This is a genomic window from Streptomyces sp. MP131-18 (assembly GCF_001984575.1).
Taxonomy (GTDB): domain Bacteria; phylum Actinomycetota; class Actinomycetes; order Streptomycetales; family Streptomycetaceae; genus Streptomyces; species Streptomyces johnsoniae.
Window position 1 is genome coordinate 3,378,471 of sequence record NZ_LZNS01000001.1, and the last position, 14,900, is coordinate 3,393,370.

Sequence of the window (14,900 nt, forward strand, 5' to 3'; positions counted from 1 at the left end):
CCGGGCCCGTGCCGGCGCCCCTCGGCCGGACGCCGGCGGACCAGGGCCGGGACGGGCCGCGGGCCCGCCTCAGCCCTCCGCGCCCGTCGCCGCTCCGGCGGCCCGGCGCACGTGGCAGGCGGCGAGGTGGTCGTTGACCAGGCCGCACGCCTGCATCAGGGCATAGGCGGTCGTGGGGCCGACGAAGCGGATGCCGCGCTTCTTCAGCGCCGAGGACAGCGCCACCGACTTCGGCGTGGTCGCGGGTATGTCGGCCGTGCCCCGGGGCGCGGGCAGGTCTGCGGGCTCCGGCGCGTACGACCAGATCAACTCCGTCAGCTCGCCCGGCGCCCACTCGGCAATGATCCTGGCATTGGCGATCGTGGCCTCGATCTTCAGCCGGTTGCGAATGATGCCGGTGTCGCCCAGCAACCGGGCCACGTCCCCGTCGGTGAACAAGGCCACCTTCGCGATGCCGAACCCGGCGAATGCCGAACGGAAGCCCTCCCGGCGGCGCAGGATCGTCAGCCAGGACAGACCCGACTGGAACGCTTCGAGGCACAGCCGCTCGAACAGCGCGTCGTCGCCCAGGACCGGGCGCCCCCACTCGCTGTCGTGATACTCCAGGTAGTCCTCCGGGCCCACGCCCCACGGGCAGCGCAGCAGCCCGTCGGGACCCGCCATGGCAGGCGTCGATTTCATATCTCAGAGTGTGCCGGACGGCTCTGACAACGGGCCGGGCCCCGGCAGGCTGCCCGGCGTGCCCGCGCCCCGCGCCACGGCCACGGCTCCCGCGCCTCGTCGACCGCCACCCGGACGACGCGGCTTCACCACGGGCCGCCCGCCGGGCAGAGGCCGCACCCGTTCGCCCGCCCCGCGGGGCGGGCGAACGGGCCGGGGCGAACGGGCCGGGGCGAGGGCTATGGCACTTCGCGCAGGTAGAGGGCGCCGCAGCTGTGGCAGTCGGGCTCGGCCGTGCTGCCCCACTCGCCGTCCGGCAGGGTTCCGGCGTCCTCGCGGAGCGCCCGTCCGCACATCGCGACGTGGCCCTCGCCCCGGACCATGTGCCAGATCTTCACCGACTCCGGCCGCTCCTCCTCGTACTCGGCGCGCATCAAATGCAGCATGCCTCCGCACCTCCGCTCTGTCTCCCGGCCCTTCCATCCTCGGACGGTCCGCGCCACTCGGCGACCGCAGCACCCGGGCCCGGGGCCCGCGCCCGGGGCCGGGCCTCAGCCCGCGGCCACCGCGTCCCCCCTCGCGTGCCGCGGTGGGTCCTGCGTCGCCTGCCAGGTCTCGTGCCTGCCGCGCACCCGCCGCCAGAGGGCGGCCCGTTCCCCTTCGTCCGTGTCCGCGAGGGTCAGCCCGAAGATGTCGGCCAGCGCGGAGAACCAGTCGGCCGCCGTGGTCAGTTCGCGCTCTCTGCGCCCCGTGGCGTCCCGCCTGTTCAAGACGCAGCCGCGCAGCATGTCCACCCCTTCCGCGTCCCGGCGGATCACCGAGGCGGTACGGACGAACGGCGAGTCGGGCGCCGTGGACAGCTCCCTGTGGCGCGCCGCGAAGTCCCCCGGCCGCGCGGGCTCCGCCGCGAAGTCCATGCCCGCGCAGGTGACGCCGTCCGTCACGTCGAGCCGCCACCCGCCCGGCTCGGCCGACGAGGGCCGCAGCCCGTATGCGAAGGGCTCCTGACGCCAGGTGCCGGTCCGCAGCGGCAGCGGCTCGTAGGGCCCGTCCCCCAGCCCGACGTCCACGAGCCACTCCTCGCCCTCGCAGGTGACGGTCAGCGCCAAGTGGCTCGCGTCGGCGCCGGGGGCCGGGGCCGACGCGTTCGCGTGGACGCCGCCGCGGTGCCACACCACGGGGTAGCCCAGCGCGCGCAGGAGGGCGGCCAGCGCACCGTTCAGGTGGAAGCAGTATCCGCCACGTCCGCGCAGCACGCGGGCCACGGACTCCGCCGGACTCACCGCCGTGATCCGGCCGAGGTGGATATCGAGCGTTTCGTACGGCACCCGTTCCAGATGTGCCGACTGCACGGCGCGCAGCGCCGCGAGGGACGGCCGCCCCAAGTCCGGCACGCCCAGCCGGCGGAGGTACCGGCGCACATCGGCCTTTTGCATCTTCTCCACATCAACCGCCTCCCACGACAAGTGTTGCGCACATGCCCTACGCCACCTGTTGACAGTTCCTCCCCGCGCCCCAGCATTCTCCCCCCTTTGGGAGCGCTCCCACTCCTTCCTCCGGGAAACCGGGAAAAGAAGTGCGCGCATGGAACACCGATACGGAATCGGCCGGGCACGCGGGCCGGCCGCTCGTCACGTGTGCGGCTCTGCCCACGCTCAGCGGCGGGCCGCTCCCCACGGCACGGCGCAGGCGGCGCCGGGCGACGGCCCCTGGTCGACATCCGGCGGCCCGATCGCGGACGCAGCCGCCAGACCCCGTCCGGCGCGGCATGGAGACCGGCACGTCCGCGCCGCACGGGCCGCACGTGCGGCACCCGCCGGGTCCCTTCGGCCAGGTGAACGGGCTGGGGACAACACCCTACGCCTGCCCGGCCCCCGCGAACTCCCCGGCGCCCGTGCCCCTTTGGACGGCGCCTGCCTCACCCCCCCACCTTCCGGACGCGACGCACGTCGAGCGGCGGCGGCGGGGGCGGCGCGGAAGCGGTGCCCGGCTACGCTCGCCCCATGGAAGCGGCAGGTCTCGGACTCCGGTTGGCGGCGAGCGCGTTCACCCCGCTGCTGAAGCGGCTGTTCCGGCAGGAGGGCCCGGGTGCGGGGCTCGTCGACCGGCCGGTGCGGATCTCGGCGCTCGTGTCGTTCCGCGGCGAACAGCGGAAGCTGGCGGAACGTGACCTGCGCAAGCTGAGCGCCGAGGTCGTGCGCCAGGCGGCGCGCGCCCTTGGCCCGCACGATGCGCCCTCGCCGGACACGTTGACCCGTGCGACGGATCTGCTGACCCGTTCCCTGCTCCGGCTCGGCGAGTTGGACATGGACGACATCCAGGCGGTGCGGCTCGGTCACAACATCCTGGCCCGCGAGCTGATGCTGCCCGCCGACGGCCCCGTGGCGGACGACGCGTACCTGCTTTACGAACGCCTGCTCAACTCGGCCTGCCTGCACGTGCTCAACTTCTTCACGCAGCGGTCCACCTTCGTCGCCCGCACGCTCGTCGAACAGTCGAGTCAGCTCGACCGGCTGGTCCGCGTCACCGACCTGATGGCCGAGCGCCTCCCGCACCAGCCCTCCGAGGACGCCATGTTCGAGCGGCGCTACGGCCGCTACGTCACGCAGGAGTACGGCCGCCTCGCCATCTACGGCCTCGACCTCCAGCAGTCCCGCGAATGGCCGCTCGACGACGCCTACTTGAGCCTGGAAGCCCGGCAGGCCGCCGCCGCGGCCGCGGGCAGGGAAGAGGCCGCGCCGCTGCGCGCCGAGCGCGCGCTGAGCGGCGTCAGCCGCGTCCTGCTGCGCGGGCACGCCGGGTCGGGCAAAACGACGCTGGTCCAGTGGCTCGCGGTCACCGCGGCCCGCCAGGACCCCGAGGAGGGTCTGCTCCACCTGCTCGGCCGGGTCCCGTTCGTACTGACGATGCGCACGCTCACCCGGGACCGCCGGGCGCTGCCCGACCCCGGCGGCTTCCTGGCCGCCGTCGACTGCCCGCTGGCCGGCGCGCAGCCCGAACGGTGGGCGGACCGCGTCCTGGCCGCCGGCCGCGGCCTGCTGCTCGTGGACGGCGTCGACGAGATACCGGAGGACGAACGGGAACCGGTGCGCCGCTGGCTGCGCCGCCTGCACGCGACGTACCCGGACAACCTGTGGCTGGTCACCGCGCGCCCCTCCGCCGTCCGGGAGGACTGGCTGGACGCCGCCGACTTCCGCGAACTGTCCCTCGCCCCGATGCGGCAGGCCGACGTGCGGGCGTTCGTGCACCGCTGGCACCGCGCGGTCGGCGGGACGGCGGAGGACGCGGCCGTGCTGCTCGACCTGGTGCACGCCCGCCAGGACCTGGCCGCCCTGGCCACCAACCCGCTGATGTGCGCCCTGATCTGCGCGCTGCACCGGGAGCGCAACGGCCACCTGCCGCGCGGCCGGAAGGCGTTGTACGACGCCGCGCTGTCGATGCTGCTCGAACGGCGCGACCGCGAGCGCCCCGACCCGCCGCGCGGCGCGCTGCTGCTGGACGCGGACACGCAGATCTCGCTGCTCCAGAAGCTGGCGTACTGGTTGATCACGAACGGCCGTTCGGAGCTGTCCACATCGCTGGCCGCCTCGCTGATCGCGAATGCCCTGCCGGTCATCCACCGCGGCGACGAGCTGGGCCCCGCGCCCGAGGTGCTGCGTCATCTGGTCGAGCGTTCCGGGCTCCTGCGGGAGCCTTCGGACGGGGCGCTCGACTTCGTGCACCGCACCTTCCAGGATTACCTGGGCGCCCGCGAGATCGTGGACTGGCAGCACTTCCCCGCCCTGGTCGCCAAGGCGCACGAGGACCAGTGGGAGGACGTCGTCCGCATGGCCGTGGCCCATGCCCAGCCGGTGCAGCGCGGTGAACTGCTCTCCGCTCTCGTCGCACGGGGCGACAGCGACGCCGAGCACCGGGTACGCCTGCACCTGCTCGCCATGGCCTGCCTGGAGCACGCCACCCAGTTGCAGCCGGCGGTGCGTGCCGAAGTGATCGAGCGGGCGCGGCGGTTCGTTCCGCCGCGGGTGCGCGACGAGAGCCGGGTGCTCGCGGATGTCGGGTCGGTGGCGATGGACCTGCTGCCGGGTCCGGACGGGCTGTCGGAGGAGGAGGCCGACGCGGTCATCTTCGCACTGACCCGGACGCCGACGGACGGCGCGCTGGTCAAACTGCGCGCGTTCCGTGATCATCCGGCGCCCTTCGTGCACCACCTTCTGGCCTCACACTGGCACCGCTTCGACATCGACCGGTACTTCGACGAGATCGTCGCCCACCTGCCGCATGCCGACGGCCAGGTGTTCCCGGCACATACCCTCGCGGAGCTGCACCACCTGCGATCCCTGCCGGGACTGAGCGGGCTCAATCTGCGCGGCGATTTCGCCGAAGCCGATATCGTCGCGTTCCTGACCGGTCGGCCGATCACCACATTCCGGCTGCGGGACTGCGACACGATCACCGACGTCGCCTTTCTGAACGGACCGGGCCGCATCGAGTCACTGCTGCTCGACAACTGCCCGCGCATCGCGGATCTCTCGCCGCTGGCCGACGGGCCGCTCCGCGAGCTGAGCCTGTACAGCGACACGGTGCAGCCGCTGCCGCGCGGCCTCGGGGAGCTGACCGGCGTTGAGGAGCTGACGATCGGCTCCCTCTACGAGCTGGACTCGCTGGACCGGCTGCCCCGCGACGCGCCCCTGACCTCCCTCACACTGCCGTCCGAGCTGCCAGGACTCACCGGCCTCGGGGCCTGGCCGGGGCTGGTCCGTCTCGCCCTGCACTTCGCCGAACGCCCCCTCACCGCGGCCGAGGGGCGGGCCCTGGCGGGCCTGGCGGAGCTGGCGCACCTGACCACGCACGTCGAGGCGGTGCGCGGACTGGCGCGCACCGGCACGGTGCTGCCGCAGGTCACCTTCGTGCAGCTGTTCCCGTACGACCGCGTGGAGCCGTTCACCCCGGACATGCTCCGCGACGTCGTCCTGGTGTTCCCCGGTCTTGAGACGCTCATCGTCAACAACGACGCCACCGATTTCCTGCCGCTTGAAGGGCTGCCCGGCCTCCGTTCGCTCCACGTGCTCTCCCCGAGCACGGCACACGGCGTTCCCGAGCACGTCGCGATCACGGCACCAGAGGCCCGGCGCTACTGAGCCGCGCCACCGGTGACACGTCCACCGGTGACACGTCGCCGCTGCCGGCATGTCTCCGTTGCCGATACGTCACCGCTGCCGAACTCGCCCCGATCCGGACACATTTGACTTACGCTGGGACAGATGGACACAGGAGCCATCGGACTGCGCATCGCCGCGGCCGCGTTCACACCGCTGGTGAAGCGGCTGTTCCGCCAGGACGGCCCCGGCGCCGGGCTCGCCGACCGGCCGGTGCGGATCTCGGCCCTCGTCTCCTTCACCGGCGAGAAGCGCACGCTGACCGAGCGCGACCTGCGCCGCCTGGCCGACGAGTTGGTGCGGCGCGCCGAGCAGGCCACCGGTCCGCACGACCCCTTCTCCGCCGCGGAACGGACCGCTGTCGCCGAGGCCGTGGCCCGCACCCTGCACGGGCTCGGCACGCTCGACATGGACGACGCCCAGGCCGTGGGCCTGGGCCCGGAGCGGTTCGCGGGGCTGCTGCGGACCAGGGCGCCGGACGCCTGCCGCGGCCTGTCGGCGGACGGGGCGCTGCTGCACGACCGGCTGATCGACAGCGCGAGCGTCCACATCCTGCACTTCTTCACCCAGCGGTCGACGTTCGTGCCCAGGACCCTCGTCGAGCAGAGCCGGCGGATCGAGGAGGTCATCCGCCTGCTGACGCGAACGCCAGAGCCCGCCGCCGAGGATCTCCCCTTCGAGGCCGAGTACACCGCGAGCCTCGTCCAGCTGCACGACCAGCTCACCATCGTCGGCGTCGACTTCACCAACTCGCCCGACAGCTGGTCCCTCAGCGCCACCTACCTGCACCTGGGCGTCGACGTCGCGGGCGCCGGCACCGGGGAGGACCCGGAGCCCGGCGGCCCGCAGCCGCCGATCCCCGTGGACCAGGCCCTCGCGAGGTCCGAGCGCGTACTGCTGCGCGGCATGGCCGGCGCGGGGAAGACGACACTGGTGCAGTGGCTCGCCGTGTCCGCGGCGGCCGGCCGGCTGTCCGGCGAGCTGACGGGCATGCGCGGCCGGATTCCGTTCGTGCTTCCGGTGCGCCGTTTCGCGGGCCGCGACTTCCCCGCGCCCGCCGAGTTCCTGGCGGCGGCCCGCCACCCGCTGGCCGGTGCCGAGCCGAACGGCTGGGCCGTGCGCGTACTCAAGGCCGGCCGCGGGCTGCTGCTCATCGACGGCATCGACGAGGCGCCGGCCGACCGCCGCGAGGAGATCAGGCGCCAGCTCGGCCGACTGCTGCGGATGTTCCCCGGCAACCTGTGGCTGGTGACGAGCCGCCCGTCCGCCGTGCGCGACAACTGGCTGGCGGCGCAGTCCTTCACCGAGCTGAGCCTGGCCCCGATGAGCCGCGAGCAGGTCGACCGCTTCATCCGCATATGGCACGCCGCGTCCGCCGACGACGGCGGCCGGGACCACGCCCGCCTCCCCGAGTACGAGCGCAAGCTGCTGCACTCGGTCCGCATCATCCGCGAGCTGCGCCGCCTGGCCACCAACCCGCTGCTCTGCGGCCTGATCTGCGCGCTGAACCGCGACCGCAACGGCATCCTGCCGCGCGGGCGCAAGGCCCTGTACAAGGCGGCGCTCGCAATGCTGCTCGAACGGCGCGATCCGGAGCGCGAGGTCGACGCGGACGGCATCGTGCTGGAACGGGAGGCCAAGGAACGGCTGCTGCAGAAGCTGGCCCACTGGATGCTGCTCAACGACCGGTCCGAGATCGACCGCGCCACCGCCGTCGACATCCTCGCGGGCCACCTGCCCGCCATCCCGAGCGCCGGCGGGCAGGGCACCGCGGAGGAGCTGTTCGACCACCTGCTGCACCGCACCGGGCTGCTGCGCATGCCGACGCCCGACTCCGTCGACTTCGTGCACCGCACCTTCCAGGACTACCTCAGCGCCAAGGAGGCCGTGGAGCGGCACGACTTCCCGTTCCTGGTGAACAACGCGCACCGCCCGGACTGGGACGAGGTGATCCGCATGGCCATCTCGCTGGCCCGCCCGGACGAGTGCGCCCGCATGATCGAGAACCTGGTGTCCGCGAAGCCCGGGCTGCGCCCGGCCGAGGCCAAGTACTGCAAGCTGCTGGCCGCCGCCTGTCTTGAGCACGCCACCGAGATGAGCCCGGAGGCGCGCGAGATGGTCCGCCAGCGCACGCGTTTCCTGGTCCAGCCGGAGAGCGTCGCCAGCGCCCGCGGCCTCGGCTGGATCGGGCCGATCGCCCTGGAGCTGCTGCCGGACCCGGAGGGCGTGCCGGACCGCAAGGCACTCCTGCTGGCCGCGACCGCCACCGGTGTCAGGGACGACGCGGCGATCGACTACCTGGCGCGGCTGCGCTCCCACCCCTCCCTCGCCGTACGGGCGGAGCTGGCCGGCGCGTGGCGGCGCTTCGACACCGAACGGTACGCCGACGAGATCATCGCGCACCTGAACCCCGCCGGCCTGTACTTCACGGTCACCGACCTCGGCGAGCTGGCGGCCCTGCGGCGCCTCGGCGGCCGGGCCCGGGTCAAGGTCGCGGAACGGCTCACCCCGGACGAGCTGATCGACGGCCTCGCCGCGCAGCCGCTGACCCACCTCTACCTGCTGGTCCACGACGCCCGGCGCGGCCTCGACTGGCTGGCCGCGTTCCCCCGGCTGACGACGCTGCGCCTCGGCCACCATGTGGGGCCGGTGCACGGGGTGCCCGCGGGAATCACCGTGGAACAGGACTCCTGACACGGGAATGTCCCCGCGGCCCGTCGGGCCGCGGGGACATTCCGCTCGGGAGCGTGCCGGCTCCGCCGGGGCGCGCGCCGGGGCGCGCCCCGCGGTGCCTACTCCTTCGCCAGGTTGGGACCGCCCTTGGCGGCCTGCTCCACCGGCGGGGCGTCCGGCAGCGAGGACTTCTCCTCGCCGCGGAAGGTGAAGGCCTTGTCCTTCTCCTCGCCCTCGGTGTCCACGACCACGATGTGGCCGGGGCGCAGCTCGCCGAAGAGGATCTTTTCGGACAGCACGTCCTCGATCTCCCGCTGAATGGTCCGCCGCAGCGGCCGGGCGCCGAGCACCGGGTCGTACCCGCGCTTGGCCAGCAGCTGCTTGGCGTCCGCGCTCAGCTCGATCGCCATGTCCCGGTCCTTCAGCCGGTCGTCCACCTGCGCGATCATCAGGTCGACGATCTTCATGATGTCGTCCTGCGTCAGCTGGTGGAAGACCACCGTGTCGTCGACACGGTTGAGGAACTCGGGGCGGAAGTGCTGCTTCAGCTCGTCGTTGACCTTGGCCTTCATGCGCTCGTAACCGGTGGCGACATCGCCGGCCACCGCGAAGCCCATGTTGAAGCCCTTGGAGATGTCCCGGGTGCCGAGGTTCGTCGTCATGATGATGACGGTGTTCTTGAAGTCCACGACCCGGCCCTGGGAGTCGGTCAGCCGACCGTCCTCCAGGATCTGGAGCAGCGAGTTGAAGATGTCCGGGTGGGCCTTCTCCACCTCGTCGAACAGCACGACGGAGAACGGCTTCCTGCGCACCTTCTCGGTGAGCTGGCCACCCTCCTCGTACCCCACGTATCCGGGCGGGGAGCCGAAGAGGCGCGACACCGTGTGCTTCTCGCCGAACTCCGACATGTCGAGGGAGATCAGCGCGTCCTCGTCACCGAAGAGGAACTCCGCGAGCGTCTTGGACAGCTCGGTCTTACCGACGCCGGAAGGACCGGCGAAGATGAACGAACCGCCGGGCCGCTTCGGGTCCTTCAGGCCGGCCCTGGTGCGGCGGATGGCCTGCGAGAGCGCCTTGATGGCGTCCTCCTGGCCGATGACGCGCTTGTGCAGCTCGTCCTCCATGCGCAGCAGGCGGGAGGACTCCTCCTCCGTCAACTTGAAGACCGGGATGCCGGTGGAAGCGGCGAGGACCTCGGCGATCAGCTCCTCGTCCACCTCGGCGACGACGTCCATGTCGCCCGACTTCCACTCCTTCTCCCGCTGGGCCTTCGCGGCCAGCAGCTGCTTCTCGTTGTCGCGCAGCGAAGCGGCCTTCTCGAAGTCCTGCGAGTCGATCGCGGACTCCTTCTCGCGCCGCACACCGGCGATCTTCTCGTCGAACTCCCGCAGGTCCGGCGGCGCGGTCATCCGGCGAATGCGCATCCGGGAACCGGCCTCGTCGATAAGGTCGATCGCCTTGTCCGGCAGGAAGCGGTCGGAGATGTACCGGTCGGCCAGCTGGGCCGCGGCGACCAGGGCGGAGTCGGTGATGGAGACGCGGTGGTGCGCCTCGTACCTGTCGCGCAGACCCTTCAGGATCTCGATGGTGTGCGGCAGCGACGGCTCCGCGACCTGGATGGGCTGGAAGCGGCGTTCGAGGGCCGCGTCCTTCTCCAGGTACTTGCGGTACTCGTCCAGTGTGGTGGCGCCGATGGTCTGGAGCTCACCGCGGGCCAGCATCGGCTTCAGGATGCTGGCGGCGTCGATCGCGCCCTCGGCGGCGCCCGCGCCCACCAGCGTGTGCAGCTCGTCGATGAACAGGATGATGTCGCCGCGGGTGCGGATCTCCTTGAGCACCTTCTTCAGGCGCTCCTCGAAGTCACCGCGGTAACGGGAACCGGCCACCAGGGCGCCCAGGTCCAGGGTGTAGAGGTGCTTGTCCTTGAGGGTCTCGGGCACCTCGCCCTTGACGATGGCCTGGGCCAGGCCCTCGACGACCGCCGTCTTGCCGACGCCGGGCTCGCCGATGAGGACCGGGTTGTTCTTGGTCCTGCGGGAGAGCACCTGCATGACCCGCTCGATCTCCTTCTCGCGCCCGATGACCGGGTCGAGCTTGGATTCGCGGGCGGCCTGGGTGAGATTGCGGCCGAACTGGTCCAGCACCAGGGAGGTCGACGGCGTGCCCTCGGCGGGGGCGCCCGCGGTCGCGGCCTCCTTGCCGCCGGAGTAGCCGGACAGCAGCTGGATGACCTGCTGCCGCACCCGGTTGAGGTCGGCACCCAGCTTCACGAGGACCTGGGCGGCCACGCCCTCGCCCTCGCGGATCAGGCCGAGCAGGATGTGCTCGGTGCCGATGTAGTTGTGGCCGAGCTGGAGGGCCTCGCGGAGCGAGAGCTCCAGCACCTTCTTGGCCCGGGGGGTGAAGGGAATGTGGCCGGACGGGGCCTGCTGGCCCTGACCGATGATCTCCTCCACCTGCTGGCGGACCGCCTCAAGCGAGATCCCGAGGCTCTCCAGGGCCTTAGCGGCGACACCCTCACCCTCGTGGATCAGGCCCAGGAGGATGTGCTCGGTGCCGATGTAGTTGTGGTTGAGCATCCGGGCTTCTTCCTGAGCCAGGACGACAACCCGCCGCGCGCGGTCGGTGAACCTCTCGAACATCGTTAATCGCTCCTCAGAGCGGTCAGGCAGTAAAGGGGTCGGTCCCCTCCCTGTCCTTCCGCAGCTTAGTCCCGCAACGGGGGACCGCTCATTCCAACTGTCTGCTCCTGTCCCCGGCGTCGTGCCCCGAACAGGCGACAACAGTTCCAACCCCAGGGTGCGAGACGATGTTCCCGCAGGCCAAGCCCCGGCGCTCGGGGCGACTACGCCGATGGCGAACGCCCCTGACCGACACTCCCGGCCCCACTGTCACCGCCCCCCATCCATGAGTGACCCATCATCTGTTAAGAACTGCCTACCCCTCCAGGCTGACACTCCATGCCGTACCAGCCACGGACATCCGCTACAGGCGAACGGGATCACGGTGCGCAGCGGGACGCAGACCACGCGTAACTCTTCCGTACGGAACCGGGTTGCTCACGGCATGACACTCACGATTCCGCGACCGCGACCACACGTCGCTCCGGGCGCGGGGCGCCTGCGCCCGCGCGCGAGAGGCGCGTGAGAACGAGGGGGCCGCCGGGGCGCGGGGGCGGGACCGCGGGCGAGGACCCGCGGGCCCGGAGCGGCTGCGCGCCGCCGCCGGGCACTCCTCGGGGGGCCGTCCGCCTGCACGACCCCCCGGACAGGGAGATGAACCGCCGCGGCGCCCGAGCTCGCCGGAGCCGGTACGGCCCGGCGGGCGCCGCCGCGACTGAGCGCCACCGGACACGGCCGGCCCGTGGCACCCGGTCGCTACTTCAGACGCCGGCCTTCTCGTAGGCCTCGCGAATGTTGGCGGGAACACGGCCCCGGTCATTGACCTCGTATCCGTTTTCCTTCGCCCAGGCCCGAATTTTCGCCGTGTCCTGGCTACTGCTCCCGCCGCCCGTCGCGGCCGCGCGGGCCCGTCCCCTGGCGGCCCTGCCACCACCGGCACGGCGGCCGGCCTTGACATAGGGCTCCAGGGCGTTGCGGAGCTTGTCCGCGTTATCGGAGTTGAGGTCGATCTCGTAAGTCTTGCCGTCGAGCGCGAACGTAACGGTCTCGTCCGCCTCGCCACCGCTGAGGTCATCGAGGAGAAGGACCTGAACCTTCTGTGCCACCGGGCTACTCCTCATTCATCGTCGCTGAATACCAATGACTGTTGTACTGCGGATGTAATCAAACCGCCATTGCCGGAAAAACACAAACCCCGGAGCCTCTTTACTGTGCAAGCGATAAGACACGGTGGGACGTTTCGGACATAAGCACCACCTATCGCCTCAATCAGAGATGCAGCAGCATCCGACTGTTACCCAAGGTGTTGGGCTTCACCCGTTCCAACCCCAGGAACTCGGCCACTCCCTCGTCATAGGAACGCAGCAGCTCACTGTAGACATCGCCATCCACCGGGGCGTCGCCGATCTCCCGGAAGCCGTGGCGGGCGAAGAACTCCACTTCGAAGGTCAGGCAGAAAATGCGCCGCACGCCGAGCCTGCGGGCCGTCAGCAGCAACTTCTCCAGCACCTGATGCCCCACCCCCCTGCCCTTCAGCAGCGGGTCCACCGCGAGCGTGCGCACCTCCGCCAGGTCTTCCCACATCACGTGCAGGGCCCCGCAGCCGACCACCTGCGCGTCGTGGTCCCGCTCGGCCACCCAGAACTCCTGAATGTCCTCGTAAAGCGTCACCGTCGCCTTGTCGAGCAGGATGCCGCCTCGCGAGTAGCCGTCGATCAGCCGGCGCACCGCCGGGACATCTGTAGTCCTGGCACGGCGGACAGTAACTTCGCTCGAGGTATCCGGCACAACCGCGAGGCTATCGCTGCGTGCCTTCACCTTCGTCTTCGGGGGCGGGAGCATCTGATCCGGGTACTCCCGACACATCCACCACCCGCAGCGCGTCGCGCAATGCCTCGGTCTGCCCGGCCGACATCATGCCGAAGAAAGCCACCAGCGCGGCGGCCGGGTTGTCGCTCTCCGACCACGCGTCATTCATCAATGCCGCCGAGTACGCAGCGCGAGTGGAGATCGCCTCATAGCGATAGGCCCGGCCCTCCTGCTCGCGCCGGACCCAGCCCTTCTGGTGCAGGTTGTCCAAGACGGTCATCACCGTCGTATAGGCGATCGAACGCTCCCGCCGCAGATCTTCGAGAACTTCCCGCACCGTGACGGGCCGGTTCCACTCCCATACGCGGCTCATCACCGCGTCTTCCAGCTCTCCCAATGGTCGAGGCACAGGATGAAGAATAGCCCGGTGGCGACAAAACGGACAGGTCCGACGTATGCCCACCATACCCGCATGCGAGCGGGAGGGAACGTGAGGGGCCCCGGCGCGCGGAACGGCGCGAGACGGCCCGGAACGGCGCGTGGCGGCGCGGACGGGGCGTACCGGGGAAGAGGGGAGGGCGCCGCGGGGAGGCGGCGCCGGAACGCGAGGGAACGCCGTCAGGCGCGGCGTTCGGCGGGCTGCTCGCTCTCGCCCGCGGCCCGCGCGGCGAGCGCCGCGTCGACGGCGGCATCCTCCTTGTACTTGTTGACGCCACCCTGGGTCCTGATGATCGTCACGATCAGCCAGGTGAAGCCGACGGCCATCACGGCCGGCGGAAAGAGTGCGGCGACGTAGTCCACAGCGATCGGCCTCCTAGAACGCGCTCGGGCGAGCCGTTCCCCAGCCTACCGACCGCCTTGCGGGGAGTTTTCCCCACTCCTCCCGTCCTGCGCGTCCCCGCCCTCGTCACGCCGCGCGGGCGGCTGCCCCTGCTGCCCGGGCGGCGGGGCCTGGCGCTTGCGGTGCGGGGGGAAGACCTCCGCCGGGGTCGGCACGGGGCGGCCCGTGGCGGGCCGGCGCGGCTGCTGTTCAGCGTTCTCGTTCCCGTCACCGCCCGCGGTGCGGGCACCCCGGGGACCCTGGGAACCGTTCGACGTAACCATAAACCGACATTAAGTGGTAAGCAGACAAACTGCCGCTATTCGTCGGCCAACGGCGTGTTTCCCCGGGTCGGGTGACGTCAGGAGCGCGACACGTTCCGCTCGTACACCAGCCGGAGGCCGACCAGGGTCAGCCACGGCTCGTGCTCGTCGATCACCGTCGACTCGCGCAGCACCATCGGCGCCAAGCCGCCCGTCGCGATCACCGTCACGTCGTCCGGGTCGTCCGCCAGCTCCCGCGACATGCGCTCCACCATGCCGTCCACCTGGCCGGCGAAGCCGTACAGGATGCCGGACTGCATCGACTCCACCGTGTTCTTCCCGATCACGTGCCGCGGCCTGGCCAGCTCCACCTTCCGCAGCTGCGCGCCGCGCAGGCCCAGGGCCTCCACCGAGATCTCGATGCCCGGCGCGATCGCCCCGCCCGCGTACTCCCCGCGCGCCGAGACCGCGTCGTACGTGGTGGCCGTGCCGAAGTCGACGACGATGCACGGGCCGCCGTACAGCTCGACGGCGGCCACCGCGTTGATGATCCGGTCCGCGCCGACCTCCTTCGGGTTGTCCGTGAGGATCGGCACGCCCGTTTTGACGCCCGGCTCGACCAGCACCGCCGGAATGTCCCCGTAGTAGCGCCGCGTCACCTCCCGCAGCTCGTGCAGCACGGAGGGCACGGTGGAACAGATAGCGATGCCGTCGATGCCGTCGCCCAGCTCGTCGCCGAGCAGCGGATGCATCCCCATCAGGCCCTGGAGCAGCACCGCGAGCTCGTCGGCAGTGCGCCGGGCATCGGTGGAGATGCGCCAGTGCTCCACGATCTCCTCGCCGTCGAACAGGCCGAGGACAGTGTGCGTGTTGCCGACGTCGATAGTGAGCAGCATGG

At 71.3% G+C, this 14,900-nt stretch carries 11 protein-coding genes; 2 read left to right on the forward strand and 9 right to left on the reverse strand.

Annotation, left to right across the window (positions count from 1 at the left end; genetic code table 11):
- Positions 1-69: 69 nt before the first annotated feature.
- The 3 genes from STBA_RS15040 to STBA_RS15050 all read right to left on the reverse strand — a co-directional run bounded on the left by STBA_RS15040 (position 70) and on the right by STBA_RS15050 (position 2,096).
- Positions 70-681 carry a DNA-3-methyladenine glycosylase I gene (locus STBA_RS15040; protein ID WP_077059739.1) on the reverse strand — a complete coding sequence of 204 codons (612 nt, stop codon included), beginning with the start codon at positions 679-681 and terminating at the stop codon, positions 70-72.
- A 218-nt stretch (positions 682-899) separates the two neighbouring features.
- On the reverse strand, positions 900-1,106 hold the full coding sequence (locus tag STBA_RS15045) for a hypothetical protein (protein ID WP_077059740.1): 207 nt from the start codon (positions 1,104-1,106) through the stop codon (positions 900-902).
- Positions 1,107-1,211: 105 nt separating this feature from the next.
- Positions 1,212-2,096 carry an arylamine N-acetyltransferase gene (locus tag STBA_RS15050; protein ID WP_077063338.1) on the reverse strand — a complete coding sequence of 295 codons (885 nt, stop codon included), beginning with the start codon at positions 2,094-2,096 and terminating at the stop codon, positions 1,212-1,214.
- 567 nt (positions 2,097-2,663) lie between these two features.
- Here STBA_RS15050 and STBA_RS15055 point away from each other — a divergent pair.
- Both STBA_RS15055 and STBA_RS15060 read left to right on the forward strand, forming a co-directional pair.
- The gene (locus STBA_RS15055; protein ID WP_077059741.1) at positions 2,664-5,798 is read left to right on the forward strand and encodes an NACHT domain-containing protein; all 3,135 of its coding nucleotides are present in this window, start codon (positions 2,664-2,666) and stop codon (positions 5,796-5,798) included.
- A 123-nt stretch (positions 5,799-5,921) separates the two neighbouring features.
- Positions 5,922-8,510: an NACHT domain-containing protein gene (locus STBA_RS15060; protein ID WP_077059742.1), complete on the forward strand. Its 2,589-nt coding sequence runs from the start codon at positions 5,922-5,924 to the stop codon at positions 8,508-8,510.
- A gap of 98 nt (positions 8,511-8,608) precedes the next feature.
- On the opposite strand, the gene STBA_RS15065 is transcribed toward STBA_RS15060, so the two are convergent.
- The 6 genes from STBA_RS15065 to STBA_RS15090 form a co-directional block, all read right to left on the reverse strand.
- Positions 8,609-11,131, reverse strand: coding sequence for an ATP-dependent Clp protease ATP-binding subunit (locus STBA_RS15065; protein WP_077059743.1), 2,523 nt, complete (start codon positions 11,129-11,131; stop codon positions 8,609-8,611).
- A gap of 740 nt (positions 11,132-11,871) precedes the next feature.
- Complete coding sequence (locus STBA_RS15070) at positions 11,872-12,216, reverse strand: Lsr2 family protein (protein WP_077059744.1); 345 nt, start codon at positions 12,214-12,216, stop codon at positions 11,872-11,874.
- 163 nt (positions 12,217-12,379) lie between these two features.
- Positions 12,380-12,952, reverse strand: coding sequence for an amino-acid N-acetyltransferase (locus tag STBA_RS15075; protein WP_077059745.1), 573 nt, complete (start codon positions 12,950-12,952; stop codon positions 12,380-12,382).
- Positions 12,909-13,328 (reverse strand): BlaI/MecI/CopY family transcriptional regulator, encoded by a 420-nt coding sequence (locus STBA_RS15080; RefSeq protein ID WP_077059746.1) that lies wholly within the window; start codon positions 13,326-13,328, stop codon positions 12,909-12,911. Before STBA_RS15080 ends, STBA_RS15075 begins: the two co-directional genes overlap by 44 nt.
- Before the next feature lie 209 nt (positions 13,329-13,537).
- The gene (locus STBA_RS15085; protein WP_077059747.1) at positions 13,538-13,720 is read right to left on the reverse strand and encodes a hypothetical protein; all 183 of its coding nucleotides are present in this window, start codon (positions 13,718-13,720) and stop codon (positions 13,538-13,540) included.
- 380 nt (positions 13,721-14,100) lie between these two features.
- Positions 14,101-14,898 carry a type III pantothenate kinase gene (locus STBA_RS15090; RefSeq protein ID WP_077059748.1) on the reverse strand — a complete coding sequence of 266 codons (798 nt, stop codon included), beginning with the start codon at positions 14,896-14,898 and terminating at the stop codon, positions 14,101-14,103.
- Positions 14,899-14,900 lie beyond the last annotated feature (2 nt).

Excerpts from the sequence above, each read along its gene's own strand:
- STBA_RS15045 (WP_077059740.1), bottom strand. The coding sequence starts at position 1,106 with ATGCTGCATTTGATGCGCGCCGAGTACGAGGAGGAGCGGCCGGAGTCG.
- STBA_RS15065 (WP_077059743.1), bottom strand. The coding sequence starts at position 11,131 with ATGTTCGAGAGGTTCACCGACCGCGCGCGGCGGGTTGTCGTCCTGGCT.
- STBA_RS15055 (WP_077059741.1), top strand. The coding sequence starts at position 2,664 with ATGGAAGCGGCAGGTCTCGGACTCCGGTTGGCGGCGAGCGCGTTCACC.
- STBA_RS15075 (WP_077059745.1), bottom strand. The coding sequence starts at position 12,952 with ATGCTCCCGCCCCCGAAGACGAAGGTGAAGGCACGCAGCGATAGCCTC.
- STBA_RS15090 (WP_077059748.1), bottom strand. The coding sequence starts at position 14,898 with ATGCTGCTCACTATCGACGTCGGCAACACGCACACTGTCCTCGGCCTG.
- STBA_RS15050 (WP_077063338.1), bottom strand. The coding sequence starts at position 2,096 with ATGCAAAAGGCCGATGTGCGCCGGTACCTCCGCCGGCTGGGCGTGCCG.
- STBA_RS15060 (WP_077059742.1), top strand. The coding sequence starts at position 5,922 with ATGGACACAGGAGCCATCGGACTGCGCATCGCCGCGGCCGCGTTCACA.
- STBA_RS15040 (WP_077059739.1), bottom strand. The coding sequence starts at position 681 with ATGAAATCGACGCCTGCCATGGCGGGTCCCGACGGGCTGCTGCGCTGC.